Annotated in this window: 21 protein-coding genes and 1 pseudogene; 4 read left to right on the top strand and 18 right to left on the bottom strand. The window is 70.2% G+C overall.

Annotated elements, in window-relative coordinates:
• The 9 genes from LWJ43_RS04920 to LWJ43_RS04880 all read right to left on the bottom strand — a co-directional run bounded on the left by LWJ43_RS04920 (position 1) and on the right by LWJ43_RS04880 (position 11,221).
• On the bottom strand, positions 1 to 2,136 hold the full coding sequence (locus tag LWJ43_RS04920; protein WP_277331048.1) for a SpoIIE family protein phosphatase: 2,136 nt from the start codon (positions 2,134 to 2,136) through the stop codon (positions 1 to 3).
• Positions 2,137 to 2,324: 188 nt separating this feature from the next.
• The gene (gene pssA / locus LWJ43_RS04915) at positions 2,325 to 3,179 is read right to left on the bottom strand and encodes a CDP-diacylglycerol--serine O-phosphatidyltransferase (protein WP_277331047.1); all 855 of its coding nucleotides are present in this window, start codon (positions 3,177 to 3,179) and stop codon (positions 2,325 to 2,327) included.
• On the bottom strand, positions 3,166 to 3,813 hold the full coding sequence (locus tag LWJ43_RS04910) for a phosphatidylserine decarboxylase (protein ID WP_014153043.1): 648 nt from the start codon (positions 3,811 to 3,813) through the stop codon (positions 3,166 to 3,168). The genes pssA and LWJ43_RS04910 overlap by 14 nt, the downstream gene beginning before the upstream one ends.
• A 182-nt stretch (positions 3,814 to 3,995) precedes the next feature.
• On the bottom strand, positions 3,996 to 5,201 hold the full coding sequence (locus LWJ43_RS04905) for an acyl-CoA dehydrogenase family protein (protein WP_277331046.1): 1,206 nt from the start codon (positions 5,199 to 5,201) through the stop codon (positions 3,996 to 3,998).
• Positions 5,198 to 5,731, bottom strand: coding sequence for a MaoC family dehydratase (locus LWJ43_RS04900; RefSeq protein WP_277331045.1), 534 nt, complete (start codon positions 5,729 to 5,731; stop codon positions 5,198 to 5,200). Before LWJ43_RS04900 ends, LWJ43_RS04905 begins: the two co-directional genes overlap by 4 nt.
• A 1-nt stretch (position 5,732) precedes the next feature.
• The gene (locus LWJ43_RS04895; RefSeq protein ID WP_277331044.1) at positions 5,733 to 6,707 is read right to left on the bottom strand and encodes an HpcH/HpaI aldolase/citrate lyase family protein; all 975 of its coding nucleotides are present in this window, start codon (positions 6,705 to 6,707) and stop codon (positions 5,733 to 5,735) included.
• Positions 6,704 to 8,716, bottom strand: coding sequence for a protein meaA (locus tag LWJ43_RS04890; RefSeq protein ID WP_277331043.1), 2,013 nt, complete (start codon positions 8,714 to 8,716; stop codon positions 6,704 to 6,706). The genes LWJ43_RS04895 and LWJ43_RS04890 overlap by 4 nt, the downstream gene beginning before the upstream one ends.
• Before the next feature lie 8 nt (positions 8,717 to 8,724).
• Positions 8,725 to 10,062, bottom strand: a complete 1,338-nt coding sequence (ccrA, locus tag LWJ43_RS04885) for a crotonyl-CoA carboxylase/reductase (protein ID WP_277331042.1) — start codon at positions 10,060 to 10,062, stop codon at positions 8,725 to 8,727.
• Between the two features lie 367 nt (positions 10,063 to 10,429).
• Complete coding sequence (locus LWJ43_RS04880) at positions 10,430 to 11,221, bottom strand: GNAT family N-acetyltransferase (protein WP_277331041.1); 792 nt, start codon at positions 11,219 to 11,221, stop codon at positions 10,430 to 10,432.
• 125 nt (positions 11,222 to 11,346) lie between these two features.
• Here LWJ43_RS04880 and LWJ43_RS04875 point away from each other — a divergent pair, with 125 nt between their 5' ends.
• A complete protein-coding gene (locus LWJ43_RS04875; protein ID WP_277331040.1) occupies positions 11,347 to 12,180 on the top strand; it encodes a restriction endonuclease in 834 nt (277 codons plus the stop codon).
• Here the strand turns inward: LWJ43_RS04875 and LWJ43_RS04870 are convergent.
• Both LWJ43_RS04870 and LWJ43_RS04865 read right to left on the bottom strand, forming a co-directional pair.
• Positions 12,143 to 12,958, bottom strand: a complete 816-nt coding sequence (locus tag LWJ43_RS04870; protein ID WP_277331039.1) for a TetR family transcriptional regulator — start codon at positions 12,956 to 12,958, stop codon at positions 12,143 to 12,145. The two genes, LWJ43_RS04875 and LWJ43_RS04870, sit on opposite strands and share 38 nt — an antisense overlap.
• A 91-nt stretch (positions 12,959 to 13,049) precedes the next feature.
• Positions 13,050 to 14,831: a 3-hydroxyacyl-CoA dehydrogenase family protein gene (locus tag LWJ43_RS04865; RefSeq protein WP_277331038.1), complete on the bottom strand. Its 1,782-nt coding sequence runs from the start codon at positions 14,829 to 14,831 to the stop codon at positions 13,050 to 13,052.
• 350 nt (positions 14,832 to 15,181) lie between these two features.
• Here LWJ43_RS04865 and LWJ43_RS04860 point away from each other — a divergent pair, with 350 nt between their 5' ends.
• Positions 15,182 to 15,754: an adenylosuccinate lyase gene (locus LWJ43_RS04860; protein WP_277331037.1), complete on the top strand. Its 573-nt coding sequence runs from the start codon at positions 15,182 to 15,184 to the stop codon at positions 15,752 to 15,754.
• A 165-nt stretch (positions 15,755 to 15,919) separates the two neighbouring features.
• On the opposite strand, the gene LWJ43_RS04855 is transcribed toward LWJ43_RS04860, so the two are convergent.
• The 7 genes and pseudogenes from LWJ43_RS04855 to LWJ43_RS04820 all read right to left on the bottom strand — a co-directional run bounded on the left by LWJ43_RS04855 (position 15,920) and on the right by LWJ43_RS04820 (position 23,703).
• On the bottom strand, positions 15,920 to 17,215 hold the full coding sequence (locus LWJ43_RS04855; RefSeq protein WP_277331036.1) for a HEAT repeat domain-containing protein: 1,296 nt from the start codon (positions 17,213 to 17,215) through the stop codon (positions 15,920 to 15,922).
• A gap of 112 nt (positions 17,216 to 17,327) precedes the next feature.
• A complete protein-coding gene (locus tag LWJ43_RS04850; RefSeq protein ID WP_277331035.1) occupies positions 17,328 to 17,819 on the bottom strand; it encodes a hypothetical protein in 492 nt (163 codons plus the stop codon).
• A 66-nt stretch (positions 17,820 to 17,885) separates the two neighbouring features.
• A complete protein-coding gene (locus LWJ43_RS04845; RefSeq protein WP_277335810.1) occupies positions 17,886 to 19,205 on the bottom strand; it encodes a hypothetical protein in 1,320 nt (439 codons plus the stop codon).
• Positions 19,206 to 19,580: 375 nt separating this feature from the next.
• A pseudogene (locus tag LWJ43_RS33025) lies at positions 19,581 to 20,262 on the bottom strand (AAA family ATPase); the annotation flags it as partial.
• A 38-nt stretch (positions 20,263 to 20,300) separates the two neighbouring features.
• A complete protein-coding gene (locus tag LWJ43_RS04830; protein ID WP_462100862.1) occupies positions 20,301 to 20,891 on the bottom strand; it encodes an N-acetyltransferase family protein in 591 nt (196 codons plus the stop codon).
• A gap of 36 nt (positions 20,892 to 20,927) precedes the next feature.
• On the bottom strand, positions 20,928 to 22,529 hold the full coding sequence (locus LWJ43_RS04825; protein ID WP_277331033.1) for an alpha/beta hydrolase: 1,602 nt from the start codon (positions 22,527 to 22,529) through the stop codon (positions 20,928 to 20,930).
• A 127-nt stretch (positions 22,530 to 22,656) separates the two neighbouring features.
• Complete coding sequence (locus tag LWJ43_RS04820) at positions 22,657 to 23,703, bottom strand: Rv2578c family radical SAM protein (protein ID WP_277331032.1); 1,047 nt, start codon at positions 23,701 to 23,703, stop codon at positions 22,657 to 22,659.
• A gap of 149 nt (positions 23,704 to 23,852) precedes the next feature.
• Here LWJ43_RS04820 and LWJ43_RS04815 point away from each other — a divergent pair, with 149 nt between their 5' ends.
• Positions 23,853 to 24,296, top strand: coding sequence for an SRPBCC family protein (locus LWJ43_RS04815; RefSeq protein ID WP_277331031.1), 444 nt, complete (start codon positions 23,853 to 23,855; stop codon positions 24,294 to 24,296).
• Between the two features lie 199 nt (positions 24,297 to 24,495).
• Positions 24,496 to 26,946 (top strand): MFS transporter, encoded by a 2,451-nt coding sequence (locus tag LWJ43_RS04810; RefSeq protein ID WP_277331030.1) that lies wholly within the window; start codon positions 24,496 to 24,498, stop codon positions 26,944 to 26,946.
• Positions 26,947 to 26,996: the final 50 nt, after the last annotated feature.

Below are 26,996 nucleotides of genomic sequence, written 5' to 3'. Positions count from 1 at the left end.
TCAGCCGTCCCCGCGCAACGCGTTGATGAGCAGCAGGGCGATGTCGTCGGTCCCCGGCGTCGCGCGCTTGGCGTACCGCACGAGCGTGTCCGCGACGGTCTCCATGTCCTGGTCCAGCGCGAGGGCGAACTGCGCGGCCAGGTCGGCGGCGGCGTCGTCGAAGGCCACCCCGGGAGCCTCCACGAGCCCGTCCGTGTACAGGGCGAGCGCCCCGCCGGGAGGCAGCGGGAACTCGGCCGTCGGGTAGCGGGACGCGGGGTCGATGCCCAGGAGGAGGCCGGGCGGCAGGTCGAGGACCTCGGTCTGCCCGTCCGGCTGTCTCAGCAACGGCGGGGGGTGGCCCGCGGTGGCCATGCGGACGGTGTGCCGCGCGAGGTCGAGATCGATGTAGAGGCAGCTGGTGAAGAGGCCGGGATCGAGGTCGGTGAGCAGCCGGTTGGTGCGCGCCAGGACCTCGTCGGGCGGAGCGCCCGCGGAGGCGTGGACGGCGGTGCGGACCTGCCCCATGAGCGCGGCGGCGTTCTCGTTGTGCCCTTGTACGTCGCCGATGGCGGCGGCGGCCGTGGTGCCGTCCAGCCGGATCAGGTCGTAGAAGTCCCCGCCGATGCCCATGCCCCGGGTCGACGGGAGGTAGCGCGCCGCCACGTCCAGACCGGTGATCGCGGGCAGCGTCTGGGGCAGCAGGTGGGCCTGCAGGCTGTGCGCGAGCCTGTCCTTGGTGTCGTACAGCCTGGCTCGGTCCAGCGCCTGGGCGAGCAGCCCCGCGATGGAGGTCAGCAGGGCGCGTTCCTCCGGTTCGAAGGGGTGGGGCCGGTCATAGGCGAGGACCAGCGACCCGACCGGGTGCCCGGAGACGATCAGCGGCAGGAAGGCGCAGGCGGCCACCGCGTCGCGGAGGTCCGCCGAGGGATAGGCGCGCTCCAGCTCGGTGAACGTGGGGTAGAAGTCGGGGATGCCCGTCATCAGCACGTGCGCGGCGGGCGTGGCGGAGGTCAGCGGGGCACCGTCGAATCGCTCCATGAGTGCGGGACGGCTGCCCCTGGCGCCCTCGACCCTCAGCCGCCCCTCCGCCGACGTCATCACGACGAGCGTCTGTATCCGGAAGGCGGGCATGAGCTGGTCGGCGGTCAGTTCGATCACGTCCCGTGTGCCGACCGCCTCGGTGAGCGTCGCCGCCAGGTGCATCAGGTGGTACAGCGCGGTGGCCCGGCTGGGCACCGCGGAGTAGGTGGGCAGCGCGGGTGAGGGGATGTCCCGGGGGCCGGGCCGCGAGGCGGGCAGGATCCGGACGCTGATGCCCGTGTCGTTCGGGAACAGGTGGAAGGACAGCCATCGGTCCGGTGGCCGCAGAACGGTGAAGGAGGTCTGCTGGCGGCTGATGACGGCCGCCCGGTAGTGGTCCTCGACGGAGGGGTTGTCCAGCCAGGGGAGCGAGACCCAGGGGAGGGTCCCCAGCACGTCCTCGGCCCGGGCTCCCAGGAGGGCGGCGGCGTCGTCGTCGAGGAAGACGACCGTACCGTCGATCGACAGCGAGCAGCTCCCGCCGGGCAGCCGCCGCACGAACTCCGCGATGGCCGTGGCCTCGGCCGGGCCCGGGGCGTCCGGCTCCGGGGGCGACAGCACCCGTGGCTGGGTGCCCGGCAGGATCGGGTAGCCGCTGCTCTCGGCCTGCCGCAGGAGCATGCCGATCCCGTGGCAGCCCCTGACGACGGCGTCACGCTCCTCGGGAGCCAGAAGCGGCGAGTGCGAACCGGGCCAGAGCAGCGCGAGCCCGCCCCGGGCCTTGGAGCCGGTGTGGATGGGGGCGGCGCCGAGCGCGAACTGGTACGGCAGCACGAGCGCAGGCCGTGGATAGCGGCGTGCGAGCTCCTCCTGGCTGCCGAGCCAGATCAGACAGCGCAGACGCACGGAGTCGGCCACCGGAATCGGCGCGGACAGCGGCACCCGGGTCCACGGCGCGGCGAGCTGCCCCGGCACCCCGGCGAGCACGGCCAGGTGGAGTGTGGTCCCGTCCGGCGACAGCAGGTACAGCATCGCCACGGACGCACCGGTCTCACGCACCACGTGGGCCACGGCGCTGTCCAGCAGCTCCGTGCCCGAACCCGTGGCGGCGACAGAGGCGGCATGGTCCTGCACGCCTTCCAGCGTCCCGCGTGACGGACGGCCGCGCACCCGCTGACGCACGTCGCCCCGGCGGCGGTACGGCCGGGTGCGCGAGGTGCGCGTCGCGGACGGGGAGCACCGCCCCGGCGGCGTCCGCCGTACATGGGCGAGGGCCCGGATGCTGGGGAGCATCCGGGCCCTCGGCGAAGCGTCACACGCGGTTACGGGTGCTGTGCCGCCCGTGCCTCGCGCCGGTTGTCACGGAAGGTGTTCACCCGCCGTGCCGTGGCGAAGAGCGGGATCACCGCCCCCAGGACCACCTGGAGCGCACAGCCGGTCTGCAGGAGCAGCTGACCGCCGGGGGCGTCGAACGCCCACGCGGCGAGGAGCCCCATCGCTGCCACGATCCAGCTGAGCATCGCCACCGCGAGGACACCCCGCGGCTTCGGGTACTCGACCCGGCTGACCATCAGCCACGCCACTCCGATGATCGCGAGGAGCGTCGGCACGAAGGGCAGCTCCAGGAGCACGATCGAGACGACCGTGAGCGCTCCGAAGGGGCTCGGCATGCCCTGGAACATGCCGTCCTTCAAGGTCACGCACGAGAACCGCGCAAGCCTGAGCACCACCGCCAGCAGCACCACGATCGCCGCGAGCGCCGACACCCGCTGGTGTGCGTCGTCCGCGACCATGCCGTACACCAGCACGAAGTACGCCGGTGCCAGACCGAAGCTGATGAGGTCGGAGAGGTTGTCCAGCTCCGCACCCATCGGCGAGGACCGCAGCTTGCGCGCCACGAGGCCGTCGAAGAGGTCGAACACCGCCGCCAGGAGCATCAGGATCACCGCGGTGGCTGCGGAGTGCCGGGCCATGCCCGACTCGTCGCTGCCGGTGAGGTGAGGGATGAGGATGCCCGTGGTGGTGAAGTACACCGCCATGAATCCGCACGTGGCGTTACCGAGGGTGAGGGTGTCCGCTATCGACAGCCGCATGGAGAGCGGCATGTCCTCCGCGTCGTCCTCCTCGTCGGCCTCAGGTACCCAGCCGGTCTGCGTCTCAGGATCAACTACGGTCAATTCGAGTCACCCCCGCGGTCGTGGCCTGGCCGACCTCGACCGCGACGTCGACACCTTCGGGAAGGTAGATGTCCACGCGCGAGCCGAAGCGGATCAGACCGATGCGTTCGCCCTGCTCCACCTTCGTACCCTGCGGGATGTAGGGCACGATCCGACGGGCGACCGCTCCCGCGATCTGCACCATCTCGATGTCGCCGAGCTCGGTGTCGAAGTGCCAGACAACGCGCTCGTTGTTCTCGCTCTCCTTGTTGAACGCCGGGACGAACCCACCAGGGATGTGCTCGACCGAAGTCACGGTACCGGCCAGCGGAGCCCGGTTGACGTGAACATTCAGCGGGCTCATGAAGATCGCGACGCGGGTGCGCCCGTCCTTCCACGGCATGATGCTCTGCACCACGCCGTCGGCCGGCGAGATGACGCGACCCTGGGTGATCTCGCGCTCGGGGTCGCGGAAGAACCACAGCATGCCCGCCGCGAGCGCGGTGGTGGGCACGGCCACGGCGGCCCAGCGTCCGGACTTGCGGGCCCGGGCGAGGCTGAGTGCCGCGGTGGCGACGGTCGGGAGGAGCCACGGCGATGCTCCACGGGCGAGGCGGACCCCGCCGCGCGTTGCAGGGATTTGGCTGTCGGGCATGGTTGACCTTCGTAGCGGATGATGCCGCGCTGGCAACGGGGGGACGGCGGCTTTCCGGCGATGCTATCGGGTGCGAGCGGCAACTGGGCAAGCCAGCAGCCGAGTCGGACAGCTGAAAGGCTCCGGACGGGGGTGACCGGGTGTGATGTTCTTCGCCACCAAATCACCTCGAAAGGTACATTTCAGCCCTGGAGCCGGTACTCCTCGAGCAGCCGGCGACCGATGATCATTTTCTGGATCTCGGCGGTACCTTCACCGATCAGCAGCATCGGGGCCTCGCGGTAGAGGCGCTCGATCTCGTACTCCTTGGAGAAGCCGTAACCGCCGTGGATGCGGAAGGCGTCCTCGACGACTTCCTTGCAGTACTCGGAGGCGAGGTACTTCGCCATCCCTGCCTCCAGGTCGTTCCGCTCCCCGGAGTCCTTTTTGCGCGCTGCATTGACCATCATCGCATGAGCGGCTTCGACCTTGGTGCCCATTTCAGCCAGTTTGAACTGGATCGCCTGGTGCTGGGCGATCGGTTTTCCGAAGGTCTGACGCTGCTGGGCGTACGACACGCCCAGTTCGAACGCACGTTGTGCGACGCCACAGCCACGCGCGGCGACATTCACCCGCCCGACCTCGACACCGTCCATCATTTGGTAAAAACCTCGGCCGGTCGTGCCGCCCAGTACGCGATTGGCCGGAATGCGCAGTCCGTCCATGATGAGCTCGGTGGTGTCGACACCCTTGTAGCCCATCTTGTCGATCTTCCCCGGGATCGTGAGGCCGGGGCGGACCTCCCCGAAGCCCGCCTCCTTCTCCACGAGGAAGGTCGTCATCGACTTGTGCGGAGCGGTGCCCTCGGGGTGTCCTTCGTCACTCCGGCACAGGACGGCGACCAGGGTGGACGAGCCGCCGTTCGTCAGCCACATCTTCTGGCCGTCGAGGACGTACTCGTCGCCCTCCCTGACGCCCTTCGACGAGATCGCGGAGACGTCGGAGCCGAGCGCCGGCTCGGACATCGAGAACGCTCCCCGCACCTCGCCCAGCGCCATCCGCGGCAGGAACGTGTCCTTCTGCTCCTGCGTGCCGTGCTGCTTGAGCATGTACGCCACGATGAAGTGCGTGTTGATGATGCCCGACACGCTCATCCAGCCCCGGGCGATCTCCTCGACGCACAGCGCGTACGTGAGGAGTGACTCGCCCAGACCGCCGTACTCCTCCGGAATCATCAGCCCGAACAGGCCGAGTTCCTTGAGGCCTTCGACGATGTCCGTCGGATATTCGTCGCGGTGCTCCAGCTGGGTGGCGACAGGAATGATCTCCTTGTCGACGAAATTCCGGACCGTGGAGAGAATTTCCTGCTGGACGTCCGTCAGACCGGCGGTCTGTGCGAGTCGGCTCATGGCTGCTTCTCCACGTTCTTGCTCGTCGTCTGGTCGATCTCGGGGCGGCCGGGCTGCTCGCCGCCGCGTTCCTTGATGTACGTCTCGGTGGGGACCATCACCTTGCGGCGGAACACGCAGACCAGCGTGCCGTCCTGTTTGTAGCCCTTCGTCTCGACATGGACGATGCCGCGGTCGCTCTTCGACCTCGACGGCGTCTTGTCGAGGACGGTCGTCTCGCCGTAGATCGTGTCACCGTGGAAGGTCGGCGCGACGTGCTTCAGCGACTCCACCTCCAGGTTGGCGATGGCCTTTCCGGAGACGTCGGGAACCGACATACCGAGCAGCAGCGAGTAGATGTAGTTGCCGACGACGACGTTCTTTCCGAAATCGGTCGTGCTCTCGGCGTAGTTGCTGTCCATGTGCAGCGGGTGGTGATTCATGGTCAGCAGGCAGAACAGGTGGTCGTCGTATTCCGTGACCGTCTTCCCGGGCCAGTGCTTGTAAACAGCACCGACCTCGAACTCCTCATAGGTGCGTCCGAACTGCATATCAGGCCTCCGGAGCTTCGAACTTGGAGGTGCGCTGCATCCCGGCCGCGCGGCCCTTGCCCGCGATGACCAGGGCCATCTTGCGGCTGGCCTCGTCGATCATCTCGTCGCCGAGCATCGCCGAGCCCTTCTTGCCACCCTCTTCCGAGGTGCACCAGTCGTACGCGTCGAGGATGAGCTCGGCGTGGTCGTAGTCCTCCTGCGCGGGCGAGAACACCTCGTTGGCGGCGTCGACCTGACCGGGGTGCAGCACCCACTTGCCGTCGAAGCCCAGCGCCGCCGCACGGCCCGCGACCTCGCGGTACGCGTCCACGTCGCGGATCTGCAGGAACGGGCCGTCGATGGCCTGCAGGTCGTGCGTGCGGGCCGCCATCAGGATGCGCATCAGGATGTAGTGGTACGCGTCCGCCGGGTAGCCGGGCGGCTGCTGGCCCACGACCAGGGTCTTCATGTTGATGGAGGCCATGAAGTCGGCCGGGCCGAAGATCAGGGTCTCCAGGCGGGGCGAGGCGGCTGCGATGTCGTCGATGTTCACCAGGCCCTTGGCGTTCTCGATCTGCGCCTCGATGCCGATCTTCCCGACCTCGAAGCCCATCGTCTTCTCGATCTGGGTCAGCAGCAGGTCGAGCGCCACGACCTGCTGCGCGTCCTGCACCTTCGGCAGCATGATGCAGTCGAGGTTCGGGCCCGCGCCCTCGACGACCGTGATGACGTCGCGGTACGTCCAGTGCGTCGTCCAGTCGTTGACCCGCACGACGCGCGTCTTGCCCGTCCAGTCACCGTTGTTGAGCGCGTCGACGATGTGGTGCCGGGCGCCCTCCTTGGCGAGCGGCGCGCACGCGTCCTCCAGGTCCAGGAACACCTGGTCGGCCGGGAGGCCCTGGGCCTTCTCCAGGAACCGCGGGTTCGAGCCGGGCACCGCCAGACAGGAGCGGCGCGGACGAAGTCGGTTCACCTGGGCGGTGGGCGTGGTCATGCGGGGACCTCCAGAGGGTCGAGCTTGTTCGCTTTCCGGATCTCGTCGACGATACGGCCGATGATCTCGGTGATGCCGAAGTCCTTCGGGGTGAAGACGGCGGCGACGCCGGCGGAGATGAGGGCCTGCGCGTCGGCCGGGGGGATGATGCCGCCGGCGATCACGGGGATGTCCGGCGCACCGGCGTCGCGCAGCCGGCCCAGCACGTCCGGGACCAGTTCCGCGTGAGAGCCGGACAGGATGGACAGGCCGACGCAGTGCACGTCCTCCGCCAGGGCGGCGTCGGTGATCTGCTCGGGTGTCAGCCTGATGCCCTGGTAGACCACCTCGAAGCCGGCGTCCCTGGCCCGTACGGCGATCTGCTCTGCGCCGTTGGAGTGCCCGTCCAGGCCCGGCTTGCCGACCAGCAGGCGCAACCGTCCGACACCCAGGTCCCCGGCGGTGCGGGCGACCTTCTCGCGGACCTGTGCGAGCGGTGTCCCCGCCTCGGCGGCGACGGCCACCGGAGCGGAGGAGACGCCGGTCGGCGCCCGGAACTCACCGAACACGTCGCGCAGTGCCCAGGCCCACTCGCCCGTGGTGACGCCCGCCCGGGCGCACTCCACGGTCGCCTCCATCATGTTCTCGGTGCCCGCCGCCGCCTTCTTCAGAGCCGTCAGGGACTCGGTGGCCCGGGACTCGTCGCGGTTGTCGCGCCACTCGTGCAGCGCGGCGACGACCCGGGCCTCGTTCTCCGGGTCCACCGTCATGATGGCGGCGTCGAGATCGGCGGTCAGCGGGTTGGGTTCGGTCGTCTCGTAGATGTTGACGCCGACGATCTTCTCCTCGCCGCCCTCGATCCGGGCCCGTCGTGCCGCGTGCGAGGACACCAGCTCCGACTTGAGGTAGCCGGACTCCACGGCGGCCATCGCGCCGCCCATCTGCTGGATCCGGTCGATCTCGGCCAGCGACTCGGCGACCAGCTCGTCGACCTTCGCCTCGACGACGTGCGAGCCGGCGAAGATGTCCTCGTACTCCAGCAGGTCGCTCTCGTGCGCGAGGACCTGCTGGATGCGCAGCGACCACTGCTGGTCCCAGGGGCGTGGCAGCCCCAGTGCCTCGTTCCAGGCGGGCAGCTGCACGGCGCGTGCGCGGGCGTCCTTGGAGAGGGTGACGGCCAGCATCTCCAGCACGATGCGCTGGACGTTGTTCTCCGGCTGCGCCTCCGTGAGCCCCAGGGAGTTGACCTGTACGCCGTACCGGAAGCGGCGCTGCTTGGGGTTCCCGATGCCGTACCGCTCGCGTGTGACCTGGTCCCAGATGCGCCCGAACGCGCGCATCTTGCACATCTCCTCGATGAAGCGGACGCCCGCGTTCACGAAGAACGAGATGCGGGCGACGACGTCGCCGAACCGCTCCTCGGGCACCTGCCCGGAGTCACGTACGGCGTCGAGCACCGCGATGGCCGTCGACATGGCGTACGCGATCTCCTGGACCGGAGTGGCCCCCGCCTCCTGCAGGTGGTAGCTGCAGATGTTGATCGGGTTCCACTTCGGGATGCGGTTGACCGTGTACGTGATCATGTCGGTCGTCAGACGCAGCGACGGGCCCGGCGGGAAGACGTGCGTCCCCCGCGACAGGTACTCCTTCACGATGTCGTTCTGCGTCGTGCCCTGGAGCTTGTCGGGGTTCGCGCCCTGCTCCTCGGCGACCACCTGGTACAGCGCCAGGAGCCACATCGCGGTCGCGTTGATCGTCATCGAGGTGTTCATCTGCTCCAGGGGGATGTCCTGGAACAGCCGCCGCATGTCACCGAGGTGCGAGACGGGCACGCCGACCCGGCCCACCTCGCCGCGGGCGAGGACGTGGTCCGGGTCGTAGCCGGTCTGCGTGGGCAGATCGAAGGCGACCGACAGACCTGTCTGGCCCTTGGCGAGGTTGCGCCGGTAGAGCTCGTTGGACGCCTCGGCGGTCGAGTGACCGGCGTACGTCCGCATGAGCCACGGACGGTCCTTCTGACGTTCGGTCATCGTTGACCTCAGACGTTGCGGAAGCGGTTGATGGCGTCGATGTGCTGCTCGCGGAGCTCGGTGTCGCGCACGCCCAGTCCCTCGCGGGGCGCCAGCGCGAGGATGCCGACCTTGCCCTGGTGCAGGTTGCGGTGCACGTCGTGCGCGGCCTGGCCGGTGTCCTCCAGGGAGTAGACCCTGGAGAGCGTCGGGTGGATCTTGCCCTTGGCGATCAGGCGGTTGGCCTCCCACGCCTCGCGGTAGTTGGCGAAGTGGGAGCCGATGATCCGCTTGAGCGACATCCACAGGTAGCGGTTGTCGTACTCGTGGTTGTAGCCCGAGGTCGAGGCGCAGGTGACGATCGTGCCGCCCTTGCGGGTGACGTACACGCTCGCGCCGAACGTCTCACGGCCCGGGTGCTCGAAGACGATGTCCACGTCCTCGCCGCCGGTCAGCTCGCGGATGCGCTTGCCGAAGCGCTTCCACTCACGCGGGTCCTGGTTGTGCTCGTCCTTCCAGAACCTGAAGCCCTCGGCGTTGCGGTCGATGATCGCCGTCGCGCCCATCTTCCGGCAGATCTCCGCCTTCTGGTCGCTGGAGACGACACAGATCGGGTTGGCGCCGCCGGCCAGCGCGAACTGGGTGGCGTAGGAGCCGAGTCCGCCGCTCGCGCCCCAGATCAGCACGTTGTCGCCCTGCTTCATGCCTGCGCCGTTGCGCGAGACGAGCTGGCGGTAGGCGGTCGAGTTGACCAGGCCCGGGGAGGCGGCCTCCTCCCAGCTGAGGTGCTTGGGCTTCGGCATCAGCTGGTTGGACTTGACGAGTGCGATCTCCGCCAGGCCGCCGAAGTTGGTCTCGAAGCCCCAGATGCGCTGCTCGGGGTCGAGCATCGTGTCGTTGTGGCCGTCCGAGGACTCCAGCTCGACCGAGAGGCAGTGCGCGACGACCTCGTCGCCCGGGTTCCACGCGTTCACTCCGGCGCCGGTGCGCAGGACGACACCCGCAAGGTCCGACCCGATGACGTGGTACGGCAGGTCGTGGCGCCTGGTGAGCTCGCTGAGCTTGCCGTAGCGCTCCAGGAAGCCGAAGGTCGACACCGGTTCGAAGATCGAGGTCCAGACGGAGTTGTAGTTCACCGAGCTGGCCATGACGGCGACGAGCGCCTCGCCGGGCCCGAGTTCGGGCACGGGCACCTCGTCCAGGTGCAGCGACTTGCGGGGGTCCTTGTCGCGGGTGGCGAGGCCGGCGAACATCTCGGCCTCGTCCTTGTGCACGGTCACCGCGCGGTACGACTCGGGGATGGACAGGGCCGCGAAGTCCGCGGCCGTGCTGTCCTGCGATTGGATCGCGTCCAGGATTTCCTTCACGGTGATGCCTCCGGCAGATCGGGTCTCCGGCGTCGGGGGAAACGCTCGGAGGACCCCTGTGGTCAGGGGAACGGTGCGGTGTGGAGGTGTGCCGTCGGTTCGGCGGGTGGTGCGGTGTGCCTGCTCGGTGGAGCAGAAAAGGTTTGCCTGTGACGCAGGCGCCCGGGCGCGCCGACACGTGGTCTGCGGGGACAGCCGGCGTACGAGAGGTCTCTGCACGCCGGCCGCCCGGACTCCTTCAACGTATGGCACTGCGTGACAGGTGGCAAGGCACCCAGTGCCAACAATTTCTCTCAGTTGTCATCTCGTAGGCACGCATGAGCAACATCATGGGCGGTATGTCATGTTGCGCCCCCTTTTCCGGGTGCTACGGCGCGGTGCGGTACACGTACGGCGTCGTCGTGCTCAGGGCGGTGAAGCCGAGCCGTCGCAGGATCGGGGCGGACAGGTCCGTCGCGTCGACCTGGAGGAAGCGGCAGCCGTGCCTGGCGGCGACGCGCGCACGGTGGGCGACCAGTGCCCGGTAGATCCCCCTGCCGCGCCAGGGCGCCGCGGTCCCGCCTCCCCACAGCCCGGCGAAGGCTGTACCGGGGTACATCTCCATCCGGGCCGAGCTCACCGGTTCGTCGCCGGCCATGGCGACCACCGCGGCGAACGTGTCCGGGTCTGCGTCGAGACGGGCCAGCGTCCGGTGGCGCAGCCGTGAGCCGTCGGTGCCGAAGGCCAGCTCATGGGCCCGGACCATCAGTTCCACCCCGGCCGCGTCGGTCACGTCCCGCAGCCGGACGCCCTCGGGGAGTTCCACCGATGCGGACCGGCCCTCCACCGGCGCCACCAGCAGGGTCTCCGACGGCTCCGCCTCGAAGCCGGCGGCGGTGAGTAGCCCGCCCAGTCCCGCCGGGCGGTCGTGCCCGTACAGCTTCCACTCGAACTCACCGAGGCCCCGGGCGGTGTAGTGCTCCACCTGCGCGGCGATCTCCGACTCCGCGCGGCCGGGGGAGAGGTCGGGGGCCGTCCACACGACCCCGTTCCAGTCGTCGGCGCCACCGGTCTGGCGCACGACGCCACCCACCCGTTCGACGTGTGTCCCGGGGCTGTCGGGCCGGGCGTGTTCGCGCATCTCGTGGTCGAACAGGGCCAGCGTCTCGTCAGGGTTCATGCGCGCATCCGAGCACGTGGGACCCCTGCTGACCACCGGGTTTTCCGATGACACTGCGTCAACCGGCGTCCTGGGGGCACACGGAAGTGATCTTGACGGAACGTTACGGGCTGGGGTGATACGCGATGGGCATACGGGCGCGCGGGGGAATGCGGAACGGGCGCGGACCCGACTTCGACGTCCGGCGGACGGCCTTCGGCTTCGTCCTCGCCGGCATCCTGCTCGCCGGGGGCGGGCTCGCGCTGCGCACCGCTCTGCGGAGCGCCGAACGGCATCCGGTCGCCGCCGTCGTCCTCACGGTCCTGCTGGTGGCGGGGACTGTCGCGCTCCTGCGCAGGCGGCGAAGCCGCAGGCGGGCCGCGAGAGCCGCGACGGCGGTGGTCGAGACCGCCTACGACGTCGTGAACGCCGCCCTGGAGGAGCAGGCCGAGGCCGCTGCCGTACAGGCCACCGAACCGCTGCCGCGCCCGCTGCCGGTCGACTACGCGGCCATGGATCCGTACGAGTTCGAGGAGGCCGTGGCCGGACTCTGCCGGCGCGACGGCTGCCCGGACGCCGAGGTCGTCGGCGGTGCGGGTGACCTCGGCGCGGACGTGGTCGCCACGACGCCGGACGGGCGCCGGCTGGTCGTGCAGTGCAAGAGGTACACGGCCGACAACAAGGTCGGCTCGCAGGACCTCCAGCGCTTCGGAGGCACCTGCTACGCCGTGCACGAGGCCGACGTCGCCGTGATCGTCTCCACCGGCGACTTCACCGGCCCCGCCCTGGAGTACGCCGAGCAGTGCGGGATCCTCTGCCTCGGCCCGGACGAGCTCGGCGCGTGGAGCGAGGGGGCCGCGCCGCCGCCCTGGCACGGGACGGCTGCCGTGGAGCCCGCCGTCGAGGGGCCCGCCTTCGAGGACGAGCTGCCCGAGGCGCCGCTCAGTGCTCCTTCAGGGCCTGCTGGATCGTGCGCATGATCTCGTCGAGCGGGGCGTCGGTGCGGGCCACGGTGACCAGCACCTCACCCTCCCTGGACACAGAGGCCGCGGGGGTCTTCGCGGGCTCGCCGCCCGCGGTCCGCCCCGCTCCGATCCCGGTACCGAAGGTGTCCCGGACGATCGCGAACGCGTGGTCGAGCTGCGACTCGACGTCGCCCTGGCCGTCCGCGCGCAGCCAGCGCCGCAGCACGTGGTTGTGCGCGGTCACCACGGCGGACGCCGCGACCTCGGCGAGCAGCGGGTCGTCATTGCCCACGTGGTGGTCGCGCTCGTCGAAGTGGCCCAGCAGATAGCGCGTGAACAGCCGCTCGTAGCGGGCCACCGAGGCGATCTCGGCCTCGCGGAGCGTGGGCACCTCACGGGTCAGCTTGTAGCGCGCCACGGAGACAGCGGGCTTCGCCGCGTACATCTTCATGACCTCCTTGATGCCGCGGCACACGGTGTCGAGCGGGTGCTCGTGCGCGGGGGCGGCGTTGAGGACGGCCTCGGCCCTGACGAGGGTGTCGTCGTGGTCCGGGAAGATGGCCTCCTCCTTGGACCGGAAGTGGCGGAAGAACGTGCGCCGGGCGACCCCGGCCGCCCCCGCGATCTCGTCGACCGTCGTCGCCTCGTACCCCTTCGTGGCGAACAGTTCCATCGCCGCCGCCGCCAGTTCGCGGCGCATCTTGAGCCGCTGGGCGGCGGCCCGGGTGCCGGCGGTGGTTTCCGGGGCGTCCGTCGCGGTGGAGGAACGGGGGGACTTGGCGGGTTGGGACATGAGGTGAACGTAACCCATCGGCGCAGGGGAGTGCGTCCGTGGGGGCGGGTCGCCCGAGGGGCCCAGCAACCCGCCCCACCCTGCACCGGTGTCAGCGGCGGGCATATTCGCGGAAGCCGCGCCCCGTCTTGCGGCCGAGGCAGCCCGCGGCCACCAGATGTTCGAGGAGCGGCGCCGGGGCGAGCCCAGGGTCGCGGAACTCGCCGTGCAGAACCTTCTCGATGGCGAGCGAGACGTCCAGACCGACGACGTCCAGGAGCTCGAAGGGCCCCATCGGGTAGCCGCCGCCCAGCTTCATCGCCGCGTCGATGTCGTCGAGCGACGCGTAGTGCTCCTCGACCATCTTGATCGCGTTGTTGAGGTAGGGGAACAGCAGCGCGTTCACGATGAAGCCGGCCCGGTCGCCGCAGTCGACCGGGTGCTTGCGCACCTTCACGCAGACCTCGCGGACCGTGGCGTGCACGTCGTCGGCGGTGAGCACCGTACGGACCACCTCGACCAGCTTCATCGCGGGCGCCGGGTTGAAGAAGTGCATCCCGACGACGTCCTCGGGGCGTGAGGTCACCCGGGCGACCGCCACGACCGGCAGCGACGAGGTGGTGGTCGCGAGCACCGCACCCGGCTTGCAGACCTTGTCCAGGGTCGTGAAGAGCTGCTGCTTGACCTCCAGGTCCTCGGCGACCGCCTCGACCGCGAGATCGACGTCGGCGAAGGAGTCCAGCGAACCCGACGCGGTGATCCGGGCGAGGGTCTCGTCCCGGGCCTCCTCCGTCAGCCGGCCCTTCGACACCGAACGACCCAGGGACTTGGCGATCCGCGCCTTCGCCGTGTCCGCCTTCTCCTGGCTGCGCGCGGCGAGCACCACGGCGTACCCGGCCTTCGCGAAGACCTCCGCGATGCCGGAGGCCATCGTCCCCGAGCCGGCCACCCCCACCGAGGACACGCTCCGCCCGGTGACCGCGCCCGCGCTCTCCTTCGGGGTCAGGGCGTCCGGCACCACGGTCTGGCCGCCGGCCGCGTCGTACGTGTAGAAGCCCCTGCCCGCCTTGCGGCCGGTCAGGCCGGCTTCGCTGAGCTGCCCGAGCACCGGTGCCGGGGCGTGCAGCCGGTCGTGGGACGCCGTGTACATGGCCTCCAGGACGGTGCGGGCCGTGTCGATCCCGATCAGGTCGAGCAGCGCCAGGGGACCCATCGGCAGCCCGCAGCCCAACTTCATGGCGGCGTCGATGTCCTCACGGGAGGCGTAGTTCGCCTCGTACATCGCCGCGGCCTGGTTGAGGTAGCCGAACAGCAGGCCGTCCGCGACGAAACCCGGCCGGTCGCCGACGGCGACCGGCTCCTTGCCCAGCTCACGGGCGAGCCGGGTGACGCTCTCCACGGCGGGCGGCGCGGTCAGCACGGAGGAGACCACCTCCACGAGCTTCATGGCAGGCGCCGGATTGAAGAAGTGCAGGCCGAGGACGCGCTCGGGGTGCTGCGACTCGGCGGCCAGCCGGGTCACGGAGAGGGCGTTCGTGCCCGTCGCCAGGATCGTGGTGGGGGAGACCACAGCGTCGAGCTCCCGGAAGACCTGCTGCTTGATCTCGTAGGTCTCGGGCACGACCTCGATGACCAGCTCCGCGTCCGCGGCGGCCTGCAGATCGGAGAACGTGCGGAACCGGGCGAGGACGTCGCGCCGCTCCTGCTCCGTGATCCGCTCACGGCGCACGGCGCGCGCGGTGGAGGCCTCCAGGGAGGCGACGGCCTGCCGGGCCGCGGCCTCGCTGATGTCGATTCCGATGACCTCGCGACCCGCACGGGCCAGGACCTCGGCGATGCCGGTGCCCATGGTGCCGAGGCCGACGACGGCAATGGTGGAGAGAGGGGTGTCCATCACGGGACTCCAGGGTGAGTGACGACTGTGAGGAGCACGGCGGCGCACGTGGGTCTTGGATCGACCGGCGCTCGGTGTGCGGGGACTGTGTGTCGTGGTGCACGGACCCGGGTGCGCACGGGCACCCACGGGTGAGGAGGTGACGGGCTCTGTCCCGAGCCACGTCTCACGAACTGCCGAACCGACAAGCAACTCCGGACGGCTGCGTCACCAGGCCACCGGAGCCTGCGGGTGTGTGTCCCGCTCACTTGAGCTTAACCGGCGAGTAACGAGCGCGCCAGCCCTGGCGGCCTGTGCACTGGCACACAGTTCCGCGAACACCGAGAGTGCGCGTCGCTAAACTCACCGTCATGGATGAGGAGTTCCGCTCACTGACGGACAGGCTCGGGGACGAGGCGGGCTGGTGCGAGGACTTCCGGCGACTGCTCGCCACCGAGGACGACGAGGAGCTGGCCCTGGTCCTCGTCGAGCGTGAACGGCCGCTGTGGGCCCGCGAGATCGCGGCGTTCCGGCTCGGCTGCCGGGGCGACCGCCGGGCATTCGAGGCACTGGTCCTTCTGCTCAACCACCGTGATCCCGAGCGCTGCGTGTCGGCCGCGCACGCCCTGCGTCTCCTCGGCGACCCCCGCACGCCCAGAGCGGCGGCCGCGCTCGCCACCAACAGTCTGCGGACGGGCTACGCCCTGCACCCGGTGCGGCTGCTGACCGCGCTGCGCGCACCCGAGTCGGTACCCGCCCTGGTCAGCACCCTGCACCGGCTCCTGACCCCCGGCGAACCGCACTGGCGCGTGGCTCTGGCCTGCGTCGAGGGGCTGGGGAGCCTGGGGGACGACAGGGCCCGCCCCGTCCTGGAGGCAGCCCTGCCGCACCCGCGCCTCGGTACGGCGGCGGAGGAGGCGCTCAGGCGGCTGCCGGAGGGGTGAGGGGGCGGGCGGGTGCAAGGGGACCGCAGTCGACTGGCTCCCCATTACCGTCCGGCATCCACCAGAGGCGCCAGGAACGGGCCCCCACCCTCCTAGTAAGAGCCGTCCGAGAAGATCACGTTCCGTGGTGACGGCCACCTCATCCCGATCGCGACGGCCTGCGCGTCAGTCGCACGCGGCAAGCAGCTCGCGGACGGCGGTTCTCACGGATTCGTCCTGGACGAAGCCTCGCCACCCGCCGCTGCTGCGCAGCCGCTGATCAAGGGTCGGCACACCACGCACGAGCTCGGCAGCGGGCCGGGCTGCGCGGCCGATTCGGGCCAGGTAGCGCACTGCGGGGAGCATGACCGGCAGCCATTGTCCCTCGGCCGGCCCCCGCAAGGCAGTCATCAGCGCCGGCACGGTGCTTTCGGTGTCGCCGGTTACCGCCCACAGGGCGTGTGCTGCTTCGACACGGGTCCAGGGTTCGGTGTCGGAGGTCATGGTCCGGAGCCGGTCCGCGTGCTGGGCGGCGTGCGTGCCCAGGTCGGCGAGCATCTGCAGGGCAGGGCGCGGGAAGCCCTTCCCCGCGACAGTTCGTCCAAGTGCTTCCAGGGCGGGGCCGGGTTCTCCACCGACCTTCCAGTAGGCCCAGGCCGCGAGTTCCGTGTGCTCCGCGCCGACGGCCGACCGGGCCAGGAGAAGTTCCGCCGCCCCGTTTCCTGCTCTTCCGATTCCCGCGAGCGCTCCCGCTGCAGCGGTCCAGGTCCGGTCGTCCTCCAGCAGGCCGAGCAGCTGCGGAACCGCTGCATCGGCAGCGGGGCCCCAGTCAGCGAGCACCTGACAGTACGCGCTGAGTACGTGGTCGTCCGTAGCGGAATCGAGCCGGCCGCAGATCATGGGAAGCAGCAGGTCGGCGTGGTCGGGAAGGTGGCCGACGACCTCATGGAGCGCGGGGAGGACTGCGTGATGCCAGTCGGCGGAGGGGTAGTGAGCAGAATTCGAAGCGAAACCGGACCGTGGGTGAGCCGCCGCATCGATCAGGCCCGGCACGCAGCGGGGGTCGTTCATCCGGGCCAGCGCCCATAGGGCCGCCTCGGCGACGGCCTCCCGTTTACGTGTGGTCCGGGCACGGGTGTCGCCGATCAGCGCGGCGACCTCATCCGCGTGAGCCGCGGCCGCCGGACCCAGACAGGCCAGCAGTTCGGCCGCCCTGAAACGGACCTCGGCTGCGGGGTCGTCCAGCCGTGCCACGAGGCGTGGAAGGAGCGCGGTGGCAGGTGAGCGCCACTGGGCCAGCAGCCCGCCGGCACGGGCCAGGCCGCCGATCCGCTGTTCGACGTCGGGGTGGTCATCCAGCAGGCCGAGTGCGAAAGAGGGAGACGGGCCGGTGAGCAGCGCAGCCGTCCAGTGGTGGACACCCTGCACACCGGTCTCCACCGCGCTGGTGCGCTGCCACAATTCGACGCTCTTCGCCCACATGCGGGCGACCCTACGTCGGACGTCAGCCGTCGTCGCAGCGGCGTGGTGAGATGCCTGATCACATGCTCAGACGAAGGCCGCTTACGCGTCCCTCAGCCACCAGCCCGAGCCATCACGGACGACGGGCCGTTCGGACCTCGAGTCCAGCCGCAGGCTGACCGGCTGGGGCCTCGTCAGGCTGTTTCGGGCACTCGACCTCAGCCTCGACACCAGCGGCACGCAGCCGGTGGGCGAGAAGAGTCGTCTCGGGCATCGTCCCTGCGAACATGCCGGCCCGGATCTGCTGAAGTGTCCTCTTCGTCCGGGCCAGATCTCCGCCAAGTTCGGCGCGAAGAACCTTCATCACGGGCACCGAACTGGCGTGAGGATCACTGAGTAGTACGAGCCGCGCCTCGCCGTGCTCGGCCAGAAGACGCCGGCGCAGGTCGTCCGGCACGGAGCTTGCCCCTGTCCCGCACTCGTACAAAGCGTCACCGCAGCCGGAGCAGTGGTAGCCGATGTCCCATTCAAGGCTCTGCCCAACCAACGCCAGTACGCCGACGCACTCCAGCTCCGAGCCGCAACCCGAACACTGTGCCGGGTAGCTGACAGACGCGGTCAGCACGACCTGTCCCCTCCACCGGCACGACCTTGACGCCCCGGACCCCGGGGCCCTGATGCCAAAGGCAAGCTAGGTCCCCACGGGCAGCGCGGGGAACACGACCACCGAGCCGTCCTTGTCGCGGGCGATCTCGATCGCCACGTCTGTCGCACGGCTGTTGACCGTGATGCCATCGCCGAGCTGGTGAATCCGGTGTGTCGCGCGCATCAGTCGATCGACTTCACCAGGTGTGAAGACGGGCCGCAAACCATTCGGGCGGGCCAGCTCCAGCGCCGACAGACGCACCAGGACACCGGCGATGCCGGAATCGAGCTCGTCGAGGCGCTGTTGATCGCGCCTGAGTGCGCGGGTGAAGCTCTCGAACAGGTTGCCGGGGTCGTTCTGGGCATGCTCGACGGCTTGCAGGACGATGACCCGTCGCTTCAGTGCGAGGGCGAGGGTGGCGAGTTCGAGGTGGGCGCGGAAGGTGCCTCCCTGGTCGTCGACGCCGGGGAACGACTTGGTCAGCGCGGCGATCTCGACGGCCTCGCCGTCGGGCAGCTTGTCGAGTGCGCTCCGCCACCGGGCAAGGCGGCGATCAGCCCTGCCCAGCGCCGTGTTGATGGCATGCACCGCCGAGTCCAGTCCCAGCGAGACACCGAGCTTGCCCTGGTCCAGCAGGATGGCGGTCGCTTTGTCGATGGCATCGCGGCAGCCGTCGAGTTCGCTGTGCTCGTCATCGAGCTTCTCTTCGTGCAGTTGCTCCAGCAGCTCTGTGATGTGCTCGATGGCCTGTTGGCGCTGGCGGTCGGCATGCGCGCTCACCCCCACCGCCACGGCCATGAGCACGAGCGGCGCGGCCACGGTGAGCGCCGCGCTGCCGGCGGCCGCGACACCGGCCGTCGCGCCGGCCCCACCTGCTGCGCCCGCCGCTGCCGCCTTGCCGACCGGCACGAAGGTCGCGCCGGCGACGATGCGGCCCCCGTGGTCCACGATTGGACCGCGGATACCACCGGCCAGAGCCTTCGACACCATCGGGCGAAGGGTGCCCTGACCGAGCTGAGCGGCGACCTTCGCCGGAACCACCATGGTGTACAGGTTCTCGCCGGCGGCGGTGGCCGTGGCCGCAGCGGAGGAGTTCCGCGCTGTCTGCGTGACGAGTTGCGACAGGTGCTGTGCCAGGGGACTCACGGCATCGAGCGGGATGCCTCGGCTGCGGTCGAGGTCGGCGGGCAGCGGATGCACCTCAAGCGTGGCGATCGGCTCGTCGGCCAAGGCAGCCAGCACACTGCGCAGTTCGCCCAGGCGCTCAGCCGTCATCGGACCGTCCCCGGCCACTGCGGGCACCCGGACGTCACCCGTCGCGAGTGTCCACACCGGAACGGCTGGTGCCTTGCGGTAGTCAATCATCGTCTCCCCCTTGTACGCCCACAGCCGCGTACGGCTGACGCCCGACAGGAACGGCATGAACCCTCATGTGATCAACCGGCACGGAAACCCGGTGATCACTGGCCTCTTGCCTGCCCTGCGGCCGACTGACCCAACTCCCCCTGAACGTAGTTAATCTACGTGATCTGCGGACGTGCGAACGCCCTGCGCAGGAAGCGGTCGGCCTCGGAACCGGGCACGGAGATACGGGCAGGGCGAGCCGGCGGTCGCACGGACGCCGATCGAGCCCCCGGCGGCTCCTTCACAGCTCGGCCCAGACCGTTTTGCCGGGTGCGCCGACACGGTCAGGCGTACGCGGAAGTCGCGCCCCGGACGTTGCCGTGCTGCACCGTAGTAGAGGAACTCCGCGAGGTTGTCCGCGTCGGGTGAGAGATCAAAGAAGCGGCTGCGGCGGAGGCGGGCAGGGATCCGCGCGGCCGGTACGTCGACGTCGAACACCCGGAACGTGGAGAGCTGCTGGGCGACCTTGGAGACCTCTTCGCCGCCGTCCGAACTGGCCAGACGCGGCAGAGTGGAGAGACCACTGCTCAGCCGCTGGATGCCGAAGCTGCCGCTGTCGGACTCCTTCCCGGCCCGCTTGTCGACGACCTTGGCTTCCTCGCCGGAGACGGTGATGCGTCGGCCGCGTCCTTGCGTGCGCTCGAACTGGAAGCTCTTGATGCGGGACAGGCTGTAGGCGTCCTCGCTGCTGCGGAGCTTGCGGCGGCGGACGGTGAGTTCGTACTCGTCGGGTGCGTTCACGCTCGCGTGGGTCGTCCACGTCGCCTTGAGGCGGATCGTCATGGACGTGGGCGGCTTGGGGCCACCCCAGAACGCGACCTCGTCGAAGCCGCCCCGTGCGTCCAGGGCGGGCTGGAGGTCGGTGCGGATGATGTCCGAGAGCAGGGAAGACCTTCAGCAGGTTGGACTTGCCGACCCCGTTCGGCCCCACCAGGACTGTGAGGGGGCCGAGGGGGACGGTCACGTCACGGAGACTGCGGAAGTTCTCCACGTGGAGTTCGAGCAGACGGCTGGGCATGGTCGCGGACCTATCGGGTGAGTGGGGCAGCGGTCATGTCATTCCGGGAAGGGCGCGCTTTCCGGGGCGTAGGTGCCGAGGGCGCGGACGTACCGGACCTCCTGCACCAGGGCACCACCTGCCTCGAAGGTCTCCTCCGCGCCGTCCGGCCGGAACCCCGCCCGCTCGTAGAAGCGCCTGGCCCGCGCGTTCCCCTTCAGCACCCAGAGCGTCGTCTCGTCGAACCCGTCCGCCGATGCCCGGTCGGTCACCTCGGCCAGGAGCGCGCCACCGATGCCGGTAGCGATGCGGTCGGGGTGCACATAGATCGCGTACAGCTCCGCGCTCCCGGGCCGGGCGCCCTCGTCGCGGCACGGGCCGTAACAGACCCACCCGGTCACCGTGGCGTCCGGAGCCTCGGCCACCAGGTTCACCGGCCCGCCCTCCGCCGTGAGGTGCGCGCGTCGGCGCTCGGCGTCCTGGGCGATGTCCATCGCGTCCAGATATGCCGACGGGATCAGCCCCGCGTACGCGCGTTGCCAGCCGCGTACCCGGATCTCCGCCACGGCGGCGCAGTCGGCGAGAGCCATGTCGCGTATGCGCACGCCGGGGGCGTACGCGGGGACGGTCCGTGTGATCACGCGGACCATCCTGGCGTACGCCCCCGGCGAGGGTCAGGCAATTCGTCAGCGGCGGAAGCCGAGCAGCCCGTGGAGCATGCTGCCCTTCGTGCTCGCGCCCGCCTTCGCGGCCGGGGCGGCCTTCGGTTCCGGCTGGGCGTCACAGACCGCTTCCGGCCCGCCGCCGTCACCGGCCGGCAGGCTGCCGTCGGTGAGGTAGCGCACCAGGTGCTTGTCCAGGCATCCGTTGCCGCTCAGCGTGATGCCGTGGTTGCCGCCGCCCTGCTCGACGACGAGGCCCGAGCCCTTGAGCCTCCGGCTCATCGTGACGCCGCCCTCGTAGGGAGTGGCCGCGTCGTCGGTGGCCTGGAAGATCAGCGCGGGCGGGATCTCGTCGTTGCCGACCTGTACGGGCTCCAGGGACTCCACCGGCCAGGTGGCGCACGGGGCGTTGTACCAGGTGTTGTTCCAGGTCATGAAGGGCGACTTGCGGTGCGTCTGCCAGGTGTCGTTGCGCCAGGTGCTCCAGGTCCGCGGCCATCCGGCGTCGCGGCACTGCACGGCCGTGTAGACGGAGTACCCGTTCTCGCCCGCCGTGTCGACGGCGGCGAAGTCCTCGTACGCCGTGGCGAGCGCGTCCTGGTCCTTGTCGTTCACGTACGCCGCGAACGCCTCGGCGAGGCGCGGCCAGTAGCCGTTGTAGTAACCGCCCGGCATGAAGGTGTCCTCGAGCTCCGCCGGCCCGACCTTTCCGGCCGCGGGGTGCTTCTTCACCGCGTCGCGCATCCCGTACCAGGCGGCCTCCACCCGGGCGGGGTCCTTGCCGAGGCCGTACGCCGCGTCGTTCTTCGCCACCCATGCGGCGAAGGCCTTGTGGCGGGCGTCGAAGGCGTGGTCCTGGCCGAGGTTGTCCTCGTACCAGACGCCGTCCGGGTCGACGACCGAGTCCAGTACGAGGCGGCGGACGCGCTCGGGGAACAGCTTGGCGTAGACCGCGCCGAGGTAGGTGCCGTAGGAGTATCCGAAGTAGTTGACCTGCCGCGCGCCGAGGGCCCGGCGGATGACGTCGAGGTCCTTCGCGGCGCTGACGGTGTCCATGTACGGCAGCAGGTCGCCGTGCTTCTCGCCGCACGCGGCGGCGAAGGACGCGGCGCGGTTGCGCGCCGTCCGTTCCGCCTCGTAGGAGTCCGGCACGGAGTCAGGGCGTACGGGGTCGAAGTACTTCGGCGAGCAGTTGAGGGCGGGGGTGCTCTTCCCGACCCCGCGCGGGTCGAACCCGATCACGTCGTACTGGGCGGCCAGTTTCGCGGGCAGTGCGGACGCCACGAAGCCCGCCATGGACAGCCCGCTGCCGCCCGGACCGCCGGGGTTGACCAGCAGGGGGCCCTGCGAGGTCTTCGCCGTGTGCGGGATGCGGGACAGCGCGAGGGTGACCGGCCTGCCTGACGGGTTGTCATGGTCGAGCGGGGCCCGCACGGTCGCGCACTGCAGTGCCGGATACGACTTCGTCCCGCAGCCGGTCCACTTGAGCGGCGCGGCGGGACGCGGCGCCGCCGTACCCGTCCCGGCGGACGCGGTGGGCGGTGTCGAGGCGGTGGACGGCGCGGCGGTCACCAGACCCGCGACCGTGGCACCGACGGCGACCAGAATTCCTGCACGTTTCGTCATAGGGCCTCCCGGGGCCGGAGATTGCGGCTGTGGGTGGCACAGCCCCGGCCGCATGCTTCCCGTATCGCGCCGGGGAAGGACACATGTCGGCGAGAGTTGACCCGTTCGGTGAGTGGGTCCCGTGCGGTCAGAGCAGTGACAGCTGGGTGGGGCCGGGTGCGGGGCCGTCCACGGCCGGCGCCGGCGTCTCGCGGGTGACGCGGCGGGCGCCGCCCCGGTCGGCCGGGCCGATGCCGAACTCGGCCGCCAGCTCGTGCACCCGGCGGGTGATGTCGCGCTGGTACCAGGTCGGCGCGTACGCCCCGTCGGCGTACATCCGCTCGTACCGCTCCACCAGATGCGGATGGTGGTGGCCGAGCCACTGCATGAACCACTCGCGGGCGCCGGGTCGCAGATGCAGCACGAGCGGGGTGACGGAGGTCGCCCCGGCGGCGGCGACGGCACGGACCGTGTCACGCAGTTGGCCGGGGCTGTCGCCGAGGAAGGGGATGACGGGCGCCATCAGCACCCCGCAGCCGATGCCGTTGTCCGCCAGGGCGCGGACGACGTCCAGCCGGCGCTCGGGCGAGGGGGTGCCCGGTTCGACCGTGCGCCACAGCTCCTGGTCCGTGAAGCCGACGGAGACGGAGACACCGACCTCGGTGACCTCGGCGGCCTGCCGCAGCAGGTCGAGGTCGCGCAGGATCAGTGTGCCCTTCGTGAGGATGGAGAAGGGGTTCGCGTGGTCGCGCAGGGCCGTGATGATGCCGGGCATCAGCCGGTACCGCCCCTCGGCCCGCTGGTAGCAGTCGACGTTCGTGCCCATCGCGATGTGCTGGCCGTGCCACTGCCGGGAGGCCAGGTGGCGGCTCAGCAGTTCTGCGGCGTTGACCTTGACGACGATCTGGGAGTCGAAACCGAGACCCGTGTCCAGGTCCAGATAGCTGTGGGTCCTGCGGGCGAAGCAGTACACGCAGGCGTGGGTGCAGCCGCGGTACGGGTTCACGGTCCATTCGAACGGCATGCGGGACGCCCCGGGCACCCGGTTCACGATCGAGCGGGCCCGGATCTCGTGGAAGGTGATCCCTCGGAATTCCGGGGTGTCGAAGGTGCGCGTGGTCACTGCGTCCGCTGCGAAGAGCGCGCCGCCGTTCCCCGTGTTCGTGGTGTTCTCTGCCAGATTGTCCCAGCGCATGAACCCCTCCTCGGTAGTACTCCGGCTGAGAATAGAACATGTGTTCCCTTGATCGTGCACGGCGGGGGGCGGGACCCGATTTTGAGGGGCCGTGCCCGAGGTGGTTGGCTCAGCAGCACCCCGAACAACCGAGTGCTGGAGGAACAGGCATGGCGCAGGTCGAGGCCACGACAGAGCGGATCATCGCGGCGGACGCAGAGACGGTGTTCGATGCGCTGGCCGACTACAAGGAGGTCCGGGGCAAGGTGCTGACCGGGCACTTCAGCGAGTACGAGGTGCGCGAGGGCGGAGACGGCGAGGGCACCCTCGTCCACTGGAAGCTCCAGGCCACGAGCAAGCGGGTCCGCGACTGCCTGCTCGAGGTCACCGAGCCCACGGAGGGGCAGCTGATCGAGAAGGACCGCAACTCCTCGATGGTCACCACCTGGACCGTCACCCCGGCCGGCGAGGGCAAGTCCAAGGCCGTCGTCTCCACCGTGTGGAACGGTGCCGGCGGCATCGGAGGCTTCTTCGAGAAGACCTTCGCGCCCAAGGGACTCGGCCGGATCTACGACGAACTGCTGCAGAACCTCGCCGCCGAGGTCGAGAAGTAAGCCTGAGCCCCCTGCCGTTGGCGTGCGGCCGGCCTCACCGGAACGGGTGGTTTTCCCGGGTGGCCGGTTGCGCGCCGTAGTGCCTCCCACCGGCGCATAAGCCCTCTACGCGCGCCGTGCGCGCGCCTGTTCGCGTTTGCCCCGCCTTGCCACCTGATGCGAGAAATGGGCGGCGCAGCTGCGATGAGGGGAGCGTCACGTGGTGGGTGGGATCACTCTGGTGAAGGACGAGCCGGGAGGCACGGAGCACGGGCCGCCCGGCACCTTCGTGGACGCCGGACCGCCCGCGCCGCCGACCGCCGCCGGACCGCCCGCCCCGCCGGACGAGATCAGCCCCCGCAGGGTCCGGCTGGTGTTCCTCGGACTGATGCTCACCCTGCTGCTCGCGGCGCTCGACCAGATGATCGTCGCCACCGCCCTGCCGAAGATCGTCGGTGAGCTGCACGGCCTGGACAAGATGTCCTGGGCGGTGACCGCCTATCTGCTCGCCTCCACGATCGGCCTGCCGATCTACGGGAAGCTCGGCGACCTCTTCGGGCGCAAGAGCGTCTTCCAGTTCGCGATCGTCGTCTTCGTCATCGGCTCCGCACTCGCCGGCTGGTCGCGCACCATGGACGAACTCATCGCCTTCCGGGCCGTCCAGGGCATCGGCGGCGGCGGGCTCATGATCGGCGTCCAGGCGATCATCGCCGACATCGTTCCGGCCAGGGAGCGCGGCCGCTACATGGGCCTCATCGGAGCTGTCTTCGGTCTCGCCTCCGTCGCCGGACCGCTCCTCGGCGGGTTCTTCACCGACCACGCCTCCTGGCGCTGGTGCTTCTACATCAACGTGCCGTTCGGCATCGTCACCCTCGCCGTCATCGCGCTCGTGCTGAAACTGCCCAAACCCGCCGTCCGCCCGCGGCTCGACGTGCTGGGTGCCCTGCTGCTGGCCGTCGCGTCCACCTGCCTGGTGCTGCTCACCAGTTGGGGCGGTACGGAGTACGCCTGGGGCTCGCGGACCATCCTGGGTCTCGCCGTCGGAGCCGTCGTGACGACCCTGCTGTTCCTCGTCGTCGAGCACCGGGCCGCCGAACCCGTCATCCCGCTGCGGCTGTTCCGCGACTCCGTCTTCAACGTCACCTCGCTGGTGGGCGCGGTCGTCGGGGTCGCGCTCTTCGGGGCCGCCAGCTACCTGCCGACCTACCTCCAGATGGTCGAGGGGGTGTCCGCCACCGAGTCGGGGCTGCTGATGCTGCCCATGATGGGCGGCATCGTCATCGCCTCCGTCGTCTCCGGACAGCTGGTCTCGCGCACCGGCCGCTACCGGGTCTACCCGCTCGTGGGCGGAGCCGTGTCGACCGTCGGGATGTGGCTGCTCTCCCTCCTCGACACCGATACGTCGGCGCTGGAGTACGGCGCCTGGCAGGCGGTCCTGGGCATCGGGATCGGCCTCGTCATGTCGATCCTGGTACTGGCCGTGCAGAACTCCGTACGTCAGTCCGACCTCGGCACCGCCACCAGCGCCCACAACTACTTCCGGCAGATCGGCGGCAGCGTCGGCGCCGCCATCTTCGGCACCCTGTTCGCCGGACGGCTCGCGGACGCGCTCGCGGTGCGGCTCCCCTCCGGGGCCGATCTGCCCGACCCGGAGTCGATCACCCCGCAGCTGGTCCACACCATGGAGCCCGCACTGCGCGACGCCTACATCCAGGCGTACGCCGACGCGATGCCGCGGATCTTCCTCTACCTGGTGCCGGTGCTTCTGCTCGGCCTCTTCCTCGCCTTCTTCCTCAAGGAGAAATCGCTGGTGTCCCACCACACCCCGCAGACGGCCCCCGACCCGGCCGCGGAGCACTCCACGATCCCCATGGCCCGCACCGATTCCGGCCCGCAGCAGCCCGTTCCGCCCTCCGGGACCCCGGTGCGCGGATGCGTCCAGCACCCCGACGGCACCGAGGTCGGCCGGGCCGCGCTCACGCTCATCGACGGTCAGGGACGGCAGGTCGGACGCGGGGCCAGCGACGGCGACGGGCGGTACGCGCTGAGCGCGCCCGGCGCCGGCTCCTATGTGCTGATCGCAGCCGCGGGCGGGCACCAGCCGCAGGCCGTCAGCGTCACGGTCGGCGAGCGGCCTGTGGAGCTGGACGTGGTGCTGGGCGGGGCGGGCCGGCTCGCCGGAGCCGTCCTCACACCCGACGGCGCGCCCGTCCGCGACGCGGCGGTCACGCTCACCGACGTACGGGGCGAAGTCGTCGCGAGCACCCGTACCGGGCGCGAAGGCGCCTACGTCATCAGCGAACTGGTGGCCGGTGAGTACACCCTGGCCGCCAGCGCCCCGGCTTTCCGCCCCGCCGCCCTCCCGGTCAGCGTGCAGGCCGCCCGGGAGACCAGACAGGACATCGAGCTGGCCGGCGGCGCCGTGCTGCGCGGGATCGTCCGAGCCCCCGGCGGACGCGCCGTCGAGGACGCCAGGGTCACGCTGCTCGACGCGGCGGGCAACGTGGTCGACACCCTGACCACCGGCTCCGACGGGGCGTTCCGGTTCGTGGACCTGTCGACCGGCGAGTACACCGTGATCGCCGCCGGCTACCCGCCGGTCGCCACCGTGCTCCAGCTCCCCGGAGGAGGACGGACCGAACGCGATCTCCAGCTGGGGCACGAGGACTGAGCGCGGTCGTGCGGAAGGGGGTGCGCGGACTCGGCCGCGCACCCCCTCCT

This window comes from Streptomyces sp. JH34, from assembly GCF_029428875.1.
Taxonomy (GTDB): Bacteria; Actinomycetota; Actinomycetes; order Streptomycetales; family Streptomycetaceae; genus Streptomyces.
Note: the sequence above shows the minus strand (reverse complement) of the source record. Positions and strands in the feature narration are given on the sequence as shown.